The organism is Kribbella sindirgiensis (assembly GCF_004331435.1).
Taxonomy (GTDB): domain Bacteria; phylum Actinomycetota; class Actinomycetes; order Propionibacteriales; family Kribbellaceae; genus Kribbella; species Kribbella sindirgiensis.
In genome coordinates this window covers 137253-153743 of the sequence record NZ_SJKA01000014.1, presented here as the reverse complement: position 1 = coordinate 153743, position 16491 = coordinate 137253, and the positions used below count along the sequence as shown (strand labels likewise).

Genomic DNA, 16491 nt, shown 5'->3' with positions numbered 1-16491 from the left:
CTCAGAGCTCGTAACCGCCGGAGGCCTCCAGGGTCTGGGCGGTGATCCAGCCGGCGTCGGGGGAGCCGAGGAACGCGATGACCTTGCCGACGTCGTCGGACTCGCCGATCCGGCCGAGCGCGGTGCGTTCGGCGATCGGTGGGATCAGCTCCGGATGCTGGGCGAACGCGTCGTCGCCCAGGCGGGTCCGGGTCACGCCAGGAGCGACGGCGTTGACCCGGATCCCGCGCGCGCTGAGCTCCTTCGCGAGGTAGCGGGTGAGGACGATCTGCGCGCCCTTCACGCTCGCGTAGACGGAGTACCCGGGTGACGGGCGCGCCGACTCGAGCGCCGACGTACTCGTGGTGTAGACGATCGCGCCGTGGTCGGCGAGCAGCGGGAGGAGGGTCTGGGTGAGGAAGTAGGGGCCTTTCAGGTGGACGTTGACCATCTGGTCGAACAGGTCCGCGGTCGTGTCCTCGAACATCACCGGCGGTTGCCCGACGCCGGCGTTGCTGACGAGGAGGTCGAACGATGTGCGGTCCCATCGCCGCAGTACGTCGGTGAGCGCGGTACTGAACTCGGTGAACGTCTCGGGTCGACTGACGTCCAGCGGCAGCGCGGCCGCCGTACCGCCGTCCTTCTCGATCCGCTCGACCGTCTCCAGGCCGCGTTCGCGACTGCCGCGGTAGGTGACGACGACGGCCGTGCCGCGTTTCGCGAGCTCGAACGCCGCGGCCTGGCCGATGCCGGAACTCCCGCCGGTGATCACAGCTACATGCATGATCGTGCACAACTCCTACTGGGTCAGGAACAGGTACCTCACCAGTAGACGATTGATTGCGGGAGAACCGTTAGACCAATGCTCGCGCTGACTTGCCTGATCCTGCTCGATCGCGGCTCGGCGGTGTACCGAACTCACGGCGGTACTCGCGGCTGAACTGGGACGGGCTGTCGTAGCCGACGGCGTACCCGGCACTCGTCACGTCCTCGCCGAGCCCGACCACGCGTAGCCGCGCCTCCTGCAGGCGGATCTTCTTCTGGTACTGGATCGGGGTCAGCTCGGTCACCGTGCGGAAATGCCGGTGGAACGCCGACGTACTCATGCCGGCCATCGCCGCGAGCTCCTCGACCCGGAACGGCTCGGTGTAGTGGTCGCGCATCCAGCGGATGACGCGCGCGACGTGCGACAGGCTGCTGTCCGCGAGACCGATGTCGCGGACGGCGGCGCCTTGGGGACTGCGGAGCAGACGCCAGAGGATCTCGCGCTGGACGAGCGGCGCCAGCACGGGCGCGTCCTCGGGTTCGTCGACCAGGCGGAGCAGGCGGATGACCGCGTCGACCAGCTCCGTCGACGCGCGGCTCACGCTCAGGCCGCGGACCGGTGCGCCCGGTTTCTCGGCAGCGTCGAGCAGCAGTTCGGCGATGACGTCCGGCCTCAGTTCGAGACCGACACCGAGGCAGGGTACGGCGGGCGACGCCTCGACGAAGTGGCCGGTGACGGGCAGGTCGACCGACACGACGAGGTAGTCGCCGGCGCCGTACTCGAAGACGTGCTCGCCGAGCGCCAGGCGTTTCCGTCCTTGCGCGACCAACGCGAACGTTGGCGAGGCCAGGCTGGAGGTCGGTGGGGTCGGCGCCGTGACCACCGACAGCAGCAGCCCGTCGACGGCACCCTCACGGCCAACCGCCTTGACGATCAGCTCGCGCAGCTCCGCCAAAGCGTCCATGTCTCAGGCGTCGAGGAAGGTGGTGACGGTGTCGAGGACCAGGGGCGTGCGGGCGAGGCCGGTGAAGTGCGTCGTACCGGGGAAGATCGCCAGCTGCGAGGCGGGGACACCGACGAAGTCGCCGTTGACGTCGCCGCCGCGGAGCTGATGGAAGCGGACGACGTGCTCGAGCTTCACCGCGTCCGCGTCGCCGAACGTCAGCAGCGTCGGCGCCTCGATACCGCGGATGTCGTCGTCACTCCAGCCGCTGGTGCCGCGGTCGTACCCGCCGAGCTTGTCGAGCAGTGTCTGCAGGTGCTCGTGATCGGGGTGCGGGGACTTCGCGAGGTAGTCGGCCTCCATCGGCGTACCGGCGATCATCTCCACCTTCATCTCGCCGACCGCGGCGTTCTCGTCACGGTCGCCGGACGGGTCGAACGAGACCGACGAGATGACCGCCTTCCGGACCAGCTCCGGGTACTCGATCGCGAGGTACAGCGCGACCGCGCCGCCGACGCTGAACCCGAACAGGTCCGCCTTCGGTACGTCGAGGCGCGCGAGCAGTGCCACCACGTCGGAGGCGAGTTCCGCCGTACCGAGGGGACGGTCGATGTCGTTCGTGTAGCCGTGTCCCTGGAAGTCGGCGGCGATGACCTTCCGCCCGGCCGACAGCCCTTCGAGGAGCTCACCGAACTGCAGGTCAATGTTGAACAGTCCACCGTGCAGCAGCACCAACGGCGTACCGCCCTCACCGTGCACCTCGTAGTACATGCGCAGCCCGTTGACGTCGGCGTACCCAGTCTGCTTGCTCACGGCTCTCCCACCAGTAGACAAAACGGATGCCCCGCCGGATCCGCCAGGACGAACAACGGCTCACCTTCGTCGGCGGTCCGGTCGTACAACAACCTCGCACCGAGCTCCTCGGCGCGCCGCCGATGCCGATGCAGCTCGTCCACCGACGGTACGGCGGTAACCCTAGTCAGTCTCGGGTTGAGGGGAAGCACTTCGGAACGAGCGTCGGTAGGTGTTCGGGGGTACGCCGACGACGCGTTGGAAGTGGCGGCGGAGGGTGGTGGCGGTGCCGAGGCCGGTGGTGGTGGCGATCTTTTCGATGCTGGTGTCGGTGGATTCGAGGAGTTGCTGGGCTCGGCGGACGCGTTGAGTGAGGAGCCATTGGAGGGGTGTCTGGCCGGTGACCGAGCGAAACTGCCGGCCGAGGTGTCGCGGGCTGGTGCTGGCGCGTTTGGCCAGGTCTGTGACGGTCAACGGCTGGTCCAGGCGCTCCTGCGCCCAGGCGAGCAACTGCGCGAGCGAGTGATCGCCGTTCACCTGCACCGGTGTCGCCACGAACTGCGCCTGTCCGCCGGCCCGATGCGGCGGTACGACGAGCCGCCGCGCGACCGTGTTCGCGATCGTCGCGCCGTGGTCGAGGTGGATCAGATGCAGACACAGATCGACTGCCGCCGCCTTGCCCGCCGCCGTCAGTACGTTGCCGTTGTCGGTGTAGAGCACGTCCGGATCCACAACAGCCTCGGGGTAGCGTGCGCTCAGCGCGTCGGCATGCGCCCAGTGCGTGGTGGCCCGGCGTCCGTCGAGCAGCCCGGCCGCTCCGAGCACGAACGCGCCCGTGCACAACGACGCGATCCGCGCCCCGGCCTCGTACGCTGCCCGCACCGCCTCGGCCAGTTCCGCCGGCATCGGCTCGTCGACATCCGCGAGCGCCGGCACGAGTACGGTGTCCGCCCGCGCGATCGCGTCGAGCGGCTCGGTCGGCTCGACGACAAACGGCCCGACCTGGACCGGCCCAGGTCCGCACAGGCGTACGTCGTACCACTCGTCGACCCCGAGCGGTGGGTTGCCGAAGATCTCGTACGCGATCCCGAGCTCGAAATGGAGCAGGTGCCCGGCGGTGGCGACGGCTACGGTGTGCATGTCCGAAAGTGTACGGATGGTGTCGTTCCGGACTCTCACGCCGGTCGGTGGAGTCCGGCGAGACTCGTCCCATGAACGCAATCGTGGTGTACGGCGCCACCGGTCACACCGGCCGCTTCGTCGTCGAGGAACTCCTCCGGCAGAACCTTCCCACCGCCGTCTCCGGACGCAACGCTGCCGCCCTGGCGACTCAGTGGAGTGACCTCGACATCCGCCCGGCCGCCGTCGACGACCCACACGCACTCGACCTGGCCTTGAAGGACGCCGCGGCCGTGATCAACTGCGCCGGACCGTTCGCGAGCACCGCTGACCCGGTCATCGCCGCGGCCGCCCGCGCGGGCATTCCGTACGTCGACGTCGCGGCCGAACTCGAGGCGAACGTGTCGACGTTCGCCCGAGAGAGCGCTGTCCCGGTGATCCCGGCGATGGCGTTCTACGGCGGGCTCGGGGACCTGCTGACGACCGCGGCGCTGGGGGAGCGGACCAGCGCGGACGAGGTGCATGTGGCGTACGGGCTGAGCAGCTGGCATCCCACGCCCGGTACGCGCGCCGCCGGTCAGGTCTCGCACGACCGGCGGAACGGGCACCGCGTTCGCTTCAGCGGCGGCAGGCTGCAGTACCACCAGGACCAGCCGGTCCAGGAGGACTGGACGTTCCCGGATCCGCTCGGCCGGCGCCGCGTGATCGCCGAGTTCACGATGGCCGACGTGATCACGATCCCGGCGCATATCGCCGTACCCGAGGTCCGTACGTACATGACGCTCGAAGCCGCTGGTGATCTCGCGGACTCGGACACGCCGGCACCCGCCGCGGTCGACGAGCTCGGTCGGTCGGACCAGACGTTCGTGGTGGATGTCCGGGTCCGGACCGGCGGCGAGGAACTGCGGGCGACGGCGACCGGGCAGGACATCTACGCGATCTCGGCGCCGCTCGCGGTCGGCGCGGTCCGCCGGATCCTCGCCGGGGACACGCGCGCGTCCGGGGTGGCGTCGGCGGGGGCGATGTTCGACGCCGCCGAGTTCCTCAAGGACTTACCACTGACGCTCGACCTGCCGTAAAACGTTTTCCTGCGGGAGAATCGTGCTCCGGTGTCACCAACGAGCTGGAGGCCGCCCGCCATGCCCGACATCCGCCCGTCCCGCCGTGATCTCCTCCGTCTGACCGCCGCCGGCGCTGTCGCCGGAACTGTCGGCAGTGCTGTCGGCAGTGCTTTCGGTAGTGCGCTTCCCGCGTACGCCGACGGCATCGACTACACGGCCCGGAAAACGTTCGACGACTGGGATCGGCTGTTCCAGGAGGGCGGGCCCGGGCAGCCGGATCAGCCGAACGACAACACGAACCGGGACGGCCGGTCGGGCATGCTCGCCTGGAGCCAGTCGTACGTACTGCTCGGCCTGGTCCGGATGTACGAGAAGTACCGCGACACGTATTACCTGGACCGCCTGATCGACAACGTCGACCAGGTACTCGCGGTCCGTGACAGCGAACGTGGCGTCACGGACTACCGCGGTCTCTCGCTCCCCGCCTGGCGAGCCGACCACCCGTACACCACGGGCTACGCGACCCTTGCCGACAGCAACGGTCAGCCGCTGCTCGACCTCCGCGAGGCACTCTCGTACGCCGAGGACACGACCGTCGCCGTCACCGCCGGGACCCGTCCGGACACGTTCACGGTCCAACTCGTCAACACCTTCGTGAACCGCACGGTCACCCTCACAGACCTGTCTCTGGATCCGGCCAGTCCCGACTACGCCGTGAGCCGGATCTACGCGGCTGCCCCGGGACCGCTGCAGCTCACCGCCGTCGATCGACGGCCGACGCCAGGCGCGGGCGACGTACCGCGGCTCGGCACGTACGAGATGCAGTGCAAGCCGGTGATCTTCGCCGTTCACACCGGGATGATCACGTACCCGATCGCGAGCTTCGTGCGGCTTGTCGCGGGCTCGCCGGTTCTTCGCCGGCGCTACCACCGGAAGGCAGCCGAGTACCTCATGGCCTGCCGGGAGGCGGTCGCCGTACATGACTGGGAGTACGAGGACGGCGGTCACCTGATCTGGCCCAAGGGGCAGCCGCTCGCGTACGACGGGTGCGAGCAGCCGATCAACCAGTCCGTGGGCCTCGGGCAGACGCTGGTCGAGCTCGCGCTGGCGACCGGAGACAGCGGCTACCGGCGGAAGGTCGCCGCGATGGGACGGATGCTCGCTGGCCAGCTCACCGTGGACGCTGCAGACGCCTGTCTGTGGCACTACTGGCCGGCCGGCGGCCGCATCTACCAGGGATTCACGAAGACGGGGGACCCGGAGACCGACGTCTCGATCTTCACGCCGTCGGGTGGTCCGGCGCGGCAGTTCGAGGACATCAGCCACGGCGCGATCGACGTCGAGTTCGCCGTCCGGGCGTTCCGTGCGCGGCTCGCGTTCACCGGCCGGGACATGGAGCGGATCGCGCGCACATTCACCCAGAACGTCGCGACCACCGACGCCAACGGACTCCCCGCCGTCCACACGACCGTCGCCGGCACCGCGATGGGCGCAGCCTCGGTCGCACACCAGGCTCCGCGCTGGATGCAGATCAGCCCCTGGGACCCGAAAGTGCACGCACACTGCCTCGCCCTCTACAACCGCTACCAGCCAACCCCAGAACGCGACGGCCAACAGGCAATCGGCTTCGGCTGGCTCCTCGCCAACGTCGCGTACCTCAACTGGGGAGCTCGATGACCTAGTTGCCTACCTTGGCGCCTGGAAGCCTCCGATCTTCTGCTCGAGTAGTTCAGCCAGGCGTAGTGGGGTGCGGTCCTCGAACATCGGGCCGATGAGTTGCACTCCCACCGGCAGGCCTTCGGGTGACGGGCCCGTCGGGATCGCGGTGGCGGGTAGACCTGGCTTGGTGGCCAGGCCGGCCCAGACGAGCTGGTCGAAGTACGGGTGCTCGACGCCGTCGATGTCGATTCGGCGTTCCAGCACGTTCGGGTTGTGGTCGTGTGGGAACGCGGGAGTCGGCGTGATCGGGCACACGACTGCGTCGAACTCGGCGAAGAACTGCCGCCAGTCGTGACGGTGGAGTTCGCGGCGGGTGGTGATTTCGATCCAGTCGCGGTGACTGAACACCATCGCGCGCAACTGCGCCGCCGCGAGACTCCGATCGTCCGCGCTCAGTTCGGCGGCGCGGACCCGCAGCTGTTCGTACTCCTCGACAGGGAAACGCGCAACGGAGCCTGAGAACAGGAACTGCATGTAGAGAATCGCGGCCTCGGTGAGATCGGGCAGCAGCGAACTGTGCCGTTCGACGCGGGCGCCACCGTCGGACAGCGCGTCGGCCACCCGGTTCACGCCCGCCCGCACCGCGGACCCGGTCGGAAGGAGCGGATGGTCCTCGAGCACCAGGACCCGGAAGTCGGAGAGCCGCTCGTGGCGCGCGGGCGGCAGCGTCACGTCGTACGCGATGCCCTGCGTCAGCGGATCCGGTCCGGCCATGACGTCGAGCAGAAGCGTGAGGTCGCGGGCAGAGCGCGCCATCGGGCCGGCGACGGCGAGGTCGAGGTCGACCGGCAAAGCCGGTTCCGGCGGCACGACCATGCCGCGCGTCGCCACCAGTCCGACGGTCGGTTTGTGTGCGTAGATGCCGCAGAAATGCGCCGGGGTTCGCAACGAACCGGCCAGGTCCGAGCCGATCGACAATGCGCCGAATCCGGACGCCAGGGCCGCCGCTGATCCGCCGGAGGATCCGCCCGGTGTGCGGTCGTGATCCCACGGATTGTTCGTGGTGCCGTAGATCTCGTTGAAAGTCTGGATATCTTGCAGGCCCAACGGAACATTCGTCTTACCGAGCACCACCGCGCCCGCGGCCTTCAGCCGCGACACCTGTACGGCGTCCTCGGCGGGCAGGAAGTCCCGCTGCTGCGGGATGCCCCAGGTCGTGGGAAGTCCGGCGAGGTTGTATGACTCCTTGACCGTGACCGGGATGCCGAGCAGCGGCCTGCCCTCGCCACGGGCACGCGCCTGGTCGGCGTCGCGAGCGGCGGCCCGCGCACGGTCGAAGTCCGGCGCACAGATCGCGTTGATCGCTTTGTCGTCCCGCTCGATCCGGGTGATCGCCTCGTCGGTCAGTTCCACCGATGTCACGTCGCCGGCACGCAAAGCACTTGTGAGTTCTTCGGCCGTCTGAAAAGTCCATTCCATGAATCGGACCGTACCGACCCCCTGAGGAGGACATAAAACGCGAATTCGCACAATGTCACCATGACGACCGAACTCGAGCAATTGGTGGCGACCCTCGACGCCCTGCGGGCCGGCGTACTGAAGAAACTGGCCGGCCTCTCGGCGACCCGGAAGCCCCGGTGACCCGCAAGGGCACGACGCACAATCTCCGCTGGGCGATCCTGGCCGTGATCGGCGAGACGTCCCGGCACGCCGGCCACGCCGACATCATCCGCGAACAACTCGACGGCACCACCGGCCGCTGAATGACTTCAGGCCGCTGACATGGCAGGATTCCTACGGTGAGTAGCGGAACGACGGACGAACAGCGCCTGCAGGACCTGGCGCGGCTGCGGCGGGTGAAGGACCGGATCGACCGCGAGTACGCGCAGCCGCTGGACGTCGACGCGCTCGCGCGCGGCGCGCACATGTCGTCCGGGCACCTGAGCCGCGAGTTCAAGCGCGCTTACGGAGAGTCGCCGTACGGATATCTGATGACCCGCCGGATCGAACGCGCGATGATGCTGCTGCGGCGCGGCGGCATGAGCGTCACCGACGTCTGCTTCGCGGTCGGCTGCCAGTCGCTCGGCACCTTCAGCACCCGGTTCACCGAGCTGGTCGGGATGCCGCCGAGCGTCTACAAGGAGAACGCCGGCGACGCCACGCTCGGCATCCCGTCGTGTGTCGCGAAACAGGTCACGCGACCGATCAGGAATCGAGAAGCATCTCCGACCTCCGGCGGCTAGGTTGACGCCCATGGAGATCAAGATTCTCGCCAGCTTCCTGCCGCACACCGACCCCGAGGAGTCGCTGAAGTTCTACCGCGACATCCTCGGCTTCGAGGTCCGCACCGATGTCGGCTACGGCGGCATGCGCTGGATCACGGTCGGCCCGGCCGGCCAGCCGGACACCGGGATCGTGCTCTGCCCGCCGTTCGCCGACCCCGGGATCACCGAGGACGAGCGCCGGACCATCGGCGAGATGATGGCCAAGGGCACCTACGCCACCGTGGTGCTGCAGACCGACGACATCGACGGCCTGTTCGAGCGGCTGCAGGCGACCGACGCCGAGGTGATCCAGGAACCGGTCGACCAGCCGTACGGCGTCCGCGACTGCGCGTTCCGCGACCCGGCCGGCAACCACATCCGGATCAACCAGGCATCCTGAAACGACTCTGGGAGAAGACATGAACGAGCGTAGCGAGTTCATCATCAAGCACAGTGCCCTCCGTGCCTCATCCGCGCCCGGAGCGAAGCGAGGACGTGGATGAGCTCCGACGAACACGTTGCCGACAGCCACGACCTGATCCGGGTGACCGGGGCCCGGGTGAACAACCTGAAGGACGTCAGCGTCGAGATCCCGAAGCGCCGGCTGACCGCGTTCACCGGGGTGTCCGGGTCGGGGAAGAGCTCGCTCGTGTTCGGCACCATCGCGGCGGAGTCGCAGCGGCTGATCAACGAGACCTACAGCGCGTTCGTCCAGGGCTTCATGCCGAACCAGGCCCGCCCGGAGGTCGACGTACTCGAGGGCCTGACCACCGCGATCATCGTCGACCAGGAGCGGATGGGCGCCAACCCGCGCTCCACGGTCGGTACGGCGACCGACGCGAACGCGATGCTCCGGATCCTGTTCAGCCGGATCGCGAAACCGCATGCCGGCCCGCCGACGGCGTACTCGTTCAACGTCCCGAAGCGGACCGCGACCGGTTCGATGACCGCCGACAAGGGCGCCGGGGAGAAGAAGGTCGTCCGCGAGGCCGTGTACGCCGGCGGCATGTGCCCGCGCTGTGAGGGCATGGGCTCGGTGACGGACTTCGACCTGACCGCGCTGTACGACGAGAACAAGTCGCTGAACGAGGGCGCGCTGACGATCCCCGGCTACAGCATGGACGGCTGGTACGGCCGGATCTTCCGCGGCGCCGGGTACTTCAACCCGGACAAGCCGATCAAGAAGTACACCAAGAAGGAACTGCACGACCTGCTGCACCGGGAAGCGACCAAGATCAAGGTCGAGGGCATCAACCTCACCTATCTCGGCCTGATCCCGGCGATCCAGCGGTCGATGCTGTCCAAGGACGTCGACGCGATGCAGCCGCACATCCGTGCGTTCGTCGAGCGGGCCGTGACGTTCACGATCTGCCCGGACTGCGACGGGACCCGGCTCGGCGCCGAGGCGCGGGCGTCGAAGATCAAGGGCAAGAACATCGCGGACCTGTGCGCGATGCAGATCACCGACCTGGCCGCCTGGATCCGGGCGCTCAAGGAGCCGTCGGTCGCGCCGCTGCTGAAGGCGCTGGGCGACGCGCTCGACTCGTTCGTCGACATCGGCCTGGGCTACCTGTCGCTGGAGCGGCCGGCCGGCACGCTGTCCGGCGGCGAGGCGCAACGGACGAAGATGATCCGCCACCTCGGGTCGTCGCTGACCGATGTCACGTACGTGTTCGACGAGCCGACGATCGGCCTGCACCCACACGACATCCAGCGAATGAACGAGCTCCTGCTGCAGTTGCGCGACAAGGGCAACACCGTGCTCGTCGTCGAGCACAAGCCGGAGACCATCGCGATCGCGGACCATGTGATCGACCTCGGTCCCGGCGCAGGCTCCGGCGGTGGCGAGGTGGTGTTCGAGGGCACGCTCGCCAAGCTGCGCACCAGCGGGACTCTGACCGGGCGGCACCTGGACGACAAGGCCTCGGTCAAGTCCTCCGTGCGGTCCGCCTCGGGTGCGCTCGAGGTCCGCGGCGCCTCGACCAACAACCTGCAGGACGTCGATGTCGACGTACCGCTCGGTGTGCTGGTGGTCGTGACCGGAGTCGCCGGGTCGGGGAAGAGTTCGCTGATCCAAGGATCGGTCGCCGATCGCGAAGGCGTGGTAGCGATCGATCAGGGCGCGATTCGCGGGTCGCGGCGGAGCAACCCGGCGACGTACACGGGGCTGCTGGACCCGATCCGGAAGGCGTTCGCGAAGGAGAACGGCGTGAAGCCGGCCCTGTTCAGCGCGAACTCCGAGGGCGCCTGCCCTGCGTGCAAGGGCGCGGGCGTGATCTACACCGAGCTCGGCGTGATGGCGACCGTCGAGGCCCCGTGCGAGGAGTGCGAAGGCCGTCGCTTCCAGGCGGCTGTGCTGGAGTACACGTTCGGCGGGAAGAACATCGCCGAGGTGCTCGCGATGCCTGTCTCGGAGGCGCTGACGTACTTCGCCGAAGGCGAGGCGCGGACACCGGCCGCGGAAAAGATCCTGGAGCGCCTGGCCGACGTCGGACTCGGGTACCTGTCGCTCGGGCAGCCGCTGACGACCCTGTCCGGCGGTGAGCGGCAGCGGTTGAAGCTGGCGACGCACATGGGTGAGAAGGGCGGCATCCTCGTCCTCGACGAGCCGACCACCGGCCTGCACCTGGCCGACGTCGAGCAACTCCTCGCCCTGCTGGACCGCCTGGTCGACTCCGGCAAGTCGGTCATCGTCATCGAGCACCACCAGGCCGTCATGGCGCACGCCGACTGGATCATCGACCTCGGCCCCGGCGCCGGCCACGACGGCGGCAAGATCGTCTTCGAAGGCACCCCGGCCGACCTGATCAAGAAGCCGAAAACCCTGACCGGAAAGCACCTCGCGGAGTACGTCGCCTAACTGATCAGGAATCGAGAAGCAGCCGGACGCGGTCGCGAATAGCGTGAGAGTCACTGAACGTCAACGGCAACTTGGAGACGAAATGACTACCAGGCTAGGCGTCAACACGATCCTGCACCCCGTCACGGACCTCGAGAAGGCCAAGCCGGTGTACGCCGCTCTGCTCGGCGTCGGGCCGATGGCCGACTCGCCGTACTACGTGGGGTTCGAGGCCGAGGGCCAGCAGATCGGGCTGGTCCCGAACAGCGACATGACCTCGCCGATCGCGTACTGGCACGTGACCGACATCGAGGCCAAGATCAAGGAGATCACCGAGGCCGGCGGCACCCTCAAGGACGCACCGAAGGACGTCGGCGCCGGGCGGCTCGTCGCCACCCTCACCGACCCCGACGGCAACGTTCTCGGCATTCTCCAGGACCCGTCCTGATCATGTGCCATGTCCCGGAGGAGTACCGCGCGGCGCTGTTCGGCGTACCCCATCAGCCGGAGGAGGCCGTCGCCGTCGAGGAAATCCCGGTGTGCGCGGACGAGCAGCTAGGGCATGATCTCCTGCATGGGCGACCCGATCCGGCACGTGCTGTTCGACGCTGACGGCGTACTGCAGGATCTTCCCGGCGGCTGGTACGCGGCGATGGAGCCGTACCTCGGCGACCGGTCCAAGGAGTTCCTCCACGAGACCTGGTCCGACGAGTTGCCGATGCTCGCCGGGCGTGGTGACTACCTGCCGGTGCTCGCGGCGTCGCTGCAGAAGTACGGCGTGAGCACACCGGCGACCGAGGTGTACGACGCGGTGTGGAAGAACATCGTGCTGATCGAGGAGTCACTCGAGATCGTGCGGACCCTGAAGCGCAACGGGTACGGCGTACACCTCGGCACCAACCAGGAGTGCTACCGCGGCGCGCACATGCGGGAAGCCCTCGGGTACGACGATCTGTTCGACGTCAGCTGCTACTCGTACGACCTCGGCGTCGCTAAACCCGACCCGGCCTTCTTCACCCGCGCCGCGGACCGCATCGGAGCCCCCGCCGACTCGATCCTCTTCATCGACGACACCCCCAAGAACATCACCGGCGCCCGCACCGCCGGCCTCCACGCCGAACAATGGGACTTCACCCAGGGCCACACCACCCTGCACACCCTCTTCACCCACCACGGCGTAACGGCTGCCTAGATCACTCGACGATCAGTTCGACGGGGATGTTGCCGTGGGTGGCGGTGGAGTAGGGGCAGACGGTGTGGGCTGCTTCGATCAGTTTGCGGCCGGGTTCGCCCTGGAGGTGGTCAGGGAGTTCGATCCGTAGAACGGCGGCCAGCGTGAACCTGCCGGTGGCCGGGACGAGGCTGATCTCGGCGGTGACCGCGACGTCTTTGGCGTCGAGGTTCTGGGTCTGGCCAATGCGGTCGAGGACCGTGGAGAAGCAGGCGGCCCAGCCCGCGGCGAGGAGTTGCTCGGGGTTGAGGCCGTCGCCGGTGCCGCCCAGCTCCTTCGGGAGGGCGAGCTGGACGTCCAGCTGCCCGTCGGCGGTGACGGCGCGGGCGTCGCGTCCTGACGACGTTGCTACTGCTGTGTAGGTGGGGTTCATGCGGACAACGATCCGGGGCGGCGGGGGAGCGGCTCAATTACCTCTTTGTTAATGGTCGTCCGTCGTACGCTGATTTTGTGACTGTGCTGGAAGAGCCGCAGACCGCCGGGGAGATGCTTCGCTTCTGGCGGATGCACCGGAAGCTGAGTCAGCTCGAACTGGCCCTCGATGCCGAGGTGTCGACCAAGCATCTGAGCTTCGTGGAGACGGGCCGCGCGCAACCGAGCCGGCAACTGCTGGTGCACCTGTCCAACCATCTCGATCTCCCGCTGGCCGAGCAGAACCGGTTGCTGCTCGCGGGCGGGTTCGCGCCGCGGTACCTCGACGAGCCGTACCACTCCGACGCGATGCTCCCGCTCCGCGAGCCGCTGCGCCAGCTCCTCGACGCCCACCTGCCGAACCCGGCACTGATCGTCGACGGCCTCTGGAACCTGATCGACGCGAACGACGCCGCGTCCCTGCTGTGGGACGGCGTCGACCCCGAACTCCTGAAGCCGCCGATGAACATGCTCCGTCTGGCGATCCACCCGGGCGGCCTCCCCAGCATCTCGTCGATGACCGCGGCGTGCAGCGTCCCGCTCATCCACCAACTGAAACGCAAGAGCCGCGACACCGCCGACCAACCGCTGGCCGACCTCCTCGACGAACTCGAGCCCTACCTCCCCGACCAGCCCATCACCGGCCCGTCCCAACAACCTATGGTCACCCTCGACCTCCAAACCCGCCTGGGCCCCGTCCGCCTCTTCACCCTGATCGCCACCATCGGCGCACCCCTAGAAGTAACAGCCGCCAACCTAGCCATAGAAACCTTCCTCCCCACCGACCCCACCAGCGCCAACCGCCTCCAGGCCTTGGCGCAGTCCGACTAGCGGTGTCGTTGGAGGAGTTGGCGGGAGGACTCGAAGCCCAGGCGTTCGTAGACGGGTACTGCTTTGCTGCCGGAGTGGACTGTTACGTGCAGGGCGCCGGCGGCCATTGCGTGGTCCGCGGCGGCCTTGACGAGGGCTGAGCCGATGCCCCGGCCGCGTGCTTCCGGCAGGACGAAGACGCTCTGGATGTCTCCGGACATGCGGCTGGTCGCGCCAGGTTTCGGAGGGCGTGCGACGAGCGCGACCCACGCCATCCCGACGATCTCGGGCTGGTCGAGCCGCGCGACGTACGCCACGTGTGCGTCGTCACGCGCGGCCCACCACTGCTCGAACTCGTTCGTGAACGCGTCGACCGCCCGCCGCTCCAGCTCCTCGTCGCTGCTGTTCAACCACAGCAGCCGCGCGAGCCCCGCCACATCATCTGTATCAGCCTGACTGATCCGCACGCCCTGAAGTCTTTCATGAAGCCCAGTGCGGGCGATCCGTCTCTAGCAGGCGCAGCCAGATCTCGCTGATCGTCGGATACGCCGGTACGGCGTGCCAGAGGCGATGCAGCGGGACCTCGCCGGCGATGGCGATCGTCGCCGCATGCAGCAGCTCGGCGACGTCGGGCCCGACCGCGGTGAAGCCGATCAGAACGTTGCGGTCGGCATCGACAACCATTCGCGCCTGCCCCCGGTAGTCGTCGGCATGCAGCGCCGCTCCGGCGACCGCACCGAGGTCGTAGTCGACGATCCGGACATTCTTCCCGGCGGCTGCAGAGGCCTCGGCGGACAGACCGACGGCGGCGACTTCGGGATCAGTGAAGATCACCTGCGTCGCGGCACGTACGTCGGCCGTCACCGCGTGCCGTCCCCACGGCCCCAGATCGGGCTGCTCGCCACGCGCTCGTACGGCGATCGCGTCGCCCAGCGCACGACCTTGGTACTTGCCGTGATGGGTCAGGAGAACGCGCTTGTTCACATCACCCGCCGCGTACAGCCAACCATCGCCGACCGGATCTCCGGCGGCGTCGACGACAGCGAGCGTGTCGTCGACGCGCAGCCAGTCGCCCGGCGCGAGGCCGACGTGGTCCAGGCCGAGATCCTTCGTGTTCGGCGTACGCCCGGTCGCAACCAGGACCTCGTCAGCCTCGACGGTCGCACCGTCGGAGAGCGTCAGTTGTACGCCGTCCGCGTCCCCGCGAACCTCAGTGACCTCGACGTCCAGATGAACTGAGACGCCCGCAGCTCGGAGGGCGGCCGTGACGTGCTCGCCGGCGAACGATTCGACCCCAGGCAGCAGCCGAGTCTGCGATACCAGCGTCACCTGCGCTCCGAGCGCGCTGAAAGCGGTCGCCATCTCGGAGCCGACGACACCGCCACCGATGATGGCCAGCCTCGCCGGGATCTTCTGTACGGCGGCCGCCTCGCGACTCGTCCACGGTGCCGCGTCGGCCAGCCCGCGGATCGGTGGCAAGAAGGCGCTGCTGCCCGTGGCGATCACCACTGCGTGGCGCGCTTGCACGGTGGTCGACGTACCGTCCGTCTGCGTGACGGTGACGGTACGGGTACCGGTGATGCGGCCGTGGCCGCGGACGAGATTGATCCCGGCGTGGTTCAGCCACTCGACCTGGCCGGTGTCGCTCCAGTTGGCGGCGAATCGGTCGCGTCGGGCGAGCACCGCGGTCGGGTCGAGGTCGCCGCTGACGGTTCGGCCGGCGGCCGGCAGCGCACGAGCGGCGCGTAAGGCGGCGGCGTCGCGGAGCAGGGCCTTGGTGGGCATGCAGGCCCAGTACGAGCACTCGCCACCGACGAGTTCGTGTTCGACGATCGCTGCGGTCAGACCGCCCTGCACCACGCGGTCGGCGACATTCTCGCCGACCGGTCCGCCGCCGATGATCACGACGTCGAAGAGCTTCTCCGTCATGTCAGCGCCCCTTCGCGGCGAGACGCTGCAGGCGGATCGCGGAGATCAGGAAGAAGATGCCGCCCAGGATCGCGTACCCGGCAACGTTCGTGAGCGCGGGCTCCTCCCCGCCCGCCATCACGATGAAGCTGCCGCCCGCGAGGACCGAGATGCCGCCGCTGAGGATCATCGCCCACTGACCACCGAGGCGGTAGCGCAGGATCGCGACGACCAGCTGCACGATGCCCGCGGTGATCGCCCACGCGCCCCACACCCGCAGCACACTCGGGATCCCGGACCCGGCCGCGACGGCCAGCCCGATCGCGGTGAGCAGGCTCAACGCCATGTTGACGTAGAGCGGCGCCTTCGGGCGCGTCGTCCCCGAGGAACGGAAGTCGATCACCGCCGCCGCGACGTCGAACAGCGGGTAGATCACCAGGAGCGCGGTCGCGCCCGGGTTGATCTTCTTCGCGATCGCCATCATCAGGATCGCCCAGACGAGGGCGAAGCCGAAGCGGACGTAGTACAGCGTGCGCAGCGTCTTCGTACTGTCGGCGCCGGCGACCGGGCCGGCGGTGGGTGCATAGGAACTGGACACCAGGTGCCTCTCAAGGTGAGTAGATAGAACGATCGGTACACCTGGAGCGTGGTGCATGCCGTTGCCCGTTGTCAAGACCGACCGTTCTATCTGCTAACGTCGGAGTACCTG

At 68.2% G+C, this 16491-nt stretch carries 19 protein-coding genes; 9 read left to right on the top strand and 10 right to left on the bottom strand.

What is annotated here, in order from left to right:
• Window position 1: 1 nt before the first annotated feature.
• The 5 genes from E0H50_RS32160 to E0H50_RS32140 form a co-directional block, all read right to left on the bottom strand.
• Window positions 2-763 carry an SDR family NAD(P)-dependent oxidoreductase gene (locus E0H50_RS32160; protein WP_131294658.1) on the bottom strand — a complete coding sequence of 254 codons (762 nt, stop codon included), beginning with the start codon at window positions 761-763 and terminating at the stop codon, window positions 2-4.
• A gap of 70 nt (window positions 764-833) precedes the next feature.
• Window positions 834-1709: an AraC family transcriptional regulator gene (locus E0H50_RS32155; RefSeq protein ID WP_131294656.1), complete on the bottom strand. Its 876-nt coding sequence runs from the start codon at window positions 1707-1709 to the stop codon at window positions 834-836.
• A 3-nt stretch (window positions 1710-1712) separates the two neighbouring features.
• Complete coding sequence (locus tag E0H50_RS32150; RefSeq protein ID WP_238151496.1) at window positions 1713-2501, bottom strand: alpha/beta fold hydrolase; 789 nt, start codon at window positions 2499-2501, stop codon at window positions 1713-1715.
• The gene (locus E0H50_RS32145) at window positions 2498-2644 is read right to left on the bottom strand and encodes a VOC family protein (RefSeq protein ID WP_238151495.1); all 147 of its coding nucleotides are present in this window, start codon (window positions 2642-2644) and stop codon (window positions 2498-2500) included. Before E0H50_RS32145 ends, E0H50_RS32150 begins: the two co-directional genes overlap by 4 nt.
• 19 nt (window positions 2645-2663) lie before the next feature.
• On the bottom strand, window positions 2664-3620 hold the full coding sequence (locus tag E0H50_RS32140) for a helix-turn-helix domain-containing protein (protein ID WP_131294654.1): 957 nt from the start codon (window positions 3618-3620) through the stop codon (window positions 2664-2666).
• 71 nt (window positions 3621-3691) lie between these two features.
• On the opposite strand from E0H50_RS32140, the gene E0H50_RS32135 reads away from it, so the two are divergent.
• Window positions 3692-4678 (top strand): saccharopine dehydrogenase NADP-binding domain-containing protein, encoded by a 987-nt coding sequence (locus E0H50_RS32135; protein ID WP_131294652.1) that lies wholly within the window; start codon window positions 3692-3694, stop codon window positions 4676-4678.
• A 60-nt stretch (window positions 4679-4738) separates the two neighbouring features.
• The gene (locus E0H50_RS32130) at window positions 4739-6337 is read left to right on the top strand and encodes a hypothetical protein (protein WP_131294650.1); all 1599 of its coding nucleotides are present in this window, start codon (window positions 4739-4741) and stop codon (window positions 6335-6337) included.
• Window positions 6338-6346: 9 nt separating this feature from the next.
• Here the strand turns inward: E0H50_RS32130 and E0H50_RS32125 are convergent, their stop codons facing one another.
• Window positions 6347-7798 carry an amidase gene (locus E0H50_RS32125; protein WP_131294648.1) on the bottom strand — a complete coding sequence of 484 codons (1452 nt, stop codon included), beginning with the start codon at window positions 7796-7798 and terminating at the stop codon, window positions 6347-6349.
• Between the two features lie 158 nt (window positions 7799-7956).
• Here E0H50_RS32125 and E0H50_RS44035 point away from each other — a divergent pair, with 158 nt between their 5' ends.
• From E0H50_RS44035 to E0H50_RS32095, 6 genes are all read left to right on the top strand, one after another.
• The gene (locus tag E0H50_RS44035; protein WP_238151493.1) at window positions 7957-8082 is read left to right on the top strand and encodes a mycothiol transferase; all 126 of its coding nucleotides are present in this window, start codon (window positions 7957-7959) and stop codon (window positions 8080-8082) included.
• Between the two features lie 36 nt (window positions 8083-8118).
• A complete protein-coding gene (locus E0H50_RS32115) occupies window positions 8119-8562 on the top strand; it encodes a helix-turn-helix transcriptional regulator (protein ID WP_131294645.1) in 444 nt (147 codons plus the stop codon).
• 10 nt (window positions 8563-8572) lie between these two features.
• Window positions 8573-8983 carry a VOC family protein gene (locus tag E0H50_RS32110; RefSeq protein ID WP_131294643.1) on the top strand — a complete coding sequence of 137 codons (411 nt, stop codon included), beginning with the start codon at window positions 8573-8575 and terminating at the stop codon, window positions 8981-8983.
• Window positions 8984-9082: 99 nt separating this feature from the next.
• The gene (locus E0H50_RS32105) at window positions 9083-11443 is read left to right on the top strand and encodes an ATP-binding cassette domain-containing protein (RefSeq protein ID WP_131294641.1); all 2361 of its coding nucleotides are present in this window, start codon (window positions 9083-9085) and stop codon (window positions 11441-11443) included.
• An 82-nt stretch (window positions 11444-11525) separates the two neighbouring features.
• Entirely contained in the window at window positions 11526-11870 is a 345-nt protein-coding gene (locus E0H50_RS32100) for a VOC family protein (RefSeq protein ID WP_131294639.1), read from the top strand.
• Between the two features lie 126 nt (window positions 11871-11996).
• Window positions 11997-12614 carry an HAD family hydrolase gene (locus tag E0H50_RS32095; RefSeq protein WP_131294637.1) on the top strand — a complete coding sequence of 206 codons (618 nt, stop codon included), beginning with the start codon at window positions 11997-11999 and terminating at the stop codon, window positions 12612-12614.
• Window position 12615: 1 nt separating this feature from the next.
• Here E0H50_RS32095 and E0H50_RS32090 read toward each other — a convergent pair whose 3' ends face one another.
• The gene (locus E0H50_RS32090; RefSeq protein WP_131294635.1) at window positions 12616-13026 is read right to left on the bottom strand and encodes an Ohr family peroxiredoxin; all 411 of its coding nucleotides are present in this window, start codon (window positions 13024-13026) and stop codon (window positions 12616-12618) included.
• Between the two features lie 77 nt (window positions 13027-13103).
• Between E0H50_RS32090 and E0H50_RS32085 the strand changes: the two genes are divergently transcribed.
• Window positions 13104-13895 carry a helix-turn-helix domain-containing protein gene (locus E0H50_RS32085; protein ID WP_131294633.1) on the top strand — a complete coding sequence of 264 codons (792 nt, stop codon included), beginning with the start codon at window positions 13104-13106 and terminating at the stop codon, window positions 13893-13895.
• Here E0H50_RS32085 and E0H50_RS32080 read toward each other — a convergent pair.
• Genes E0H50_RS32080 through E0H50_RS32070 form a run of 3 tightly spaced genes read right to left on the bottom strand, consistent with a single transcriptional unit; the run spans window position 13892 to window position 16380 of the window.
• Window positions 13892-14341, bottom strand: a complete 450-nt coding sequence (locus E0H50_RS32080) for a GNAT family N-acetyltransferase (RefSeq protein WP_165547366.1) — start codon at window positions 14339-14341, stop codon at window positions 13892-13894. The two genes, E0H50_RS32085 and E0H50_RS32080, sit on opposite strands and share 4 nt — an antisense overlap.
• Window positions 14342-14354: 13 nt before the next feature.
• Complete coding sequence (locus E0H50_RS32075; RefSeq protein WP_131294629.1) at window positions 14355-15803, bottom strand: dihydrolipoyl dehydrogenase family protein; 1449 nt, start codon at window positions 15801-15803, stop codon at window positions 14355-14357.
• A 1-nt stretch (window position 15804) separates the two neighbouring features.
• A complete protein-coding gene (locus tag E0H50_RS32070) occupies window positions 15805-16380 on the bottom strand; it encodes a hypothetical protein (RefSeq protein WP_131294627.1) in 576 nt (191 codons plus the stop codon).
• Between the last annotated feature and the right edge of the window lie 111 nt (window positions 16381-16491).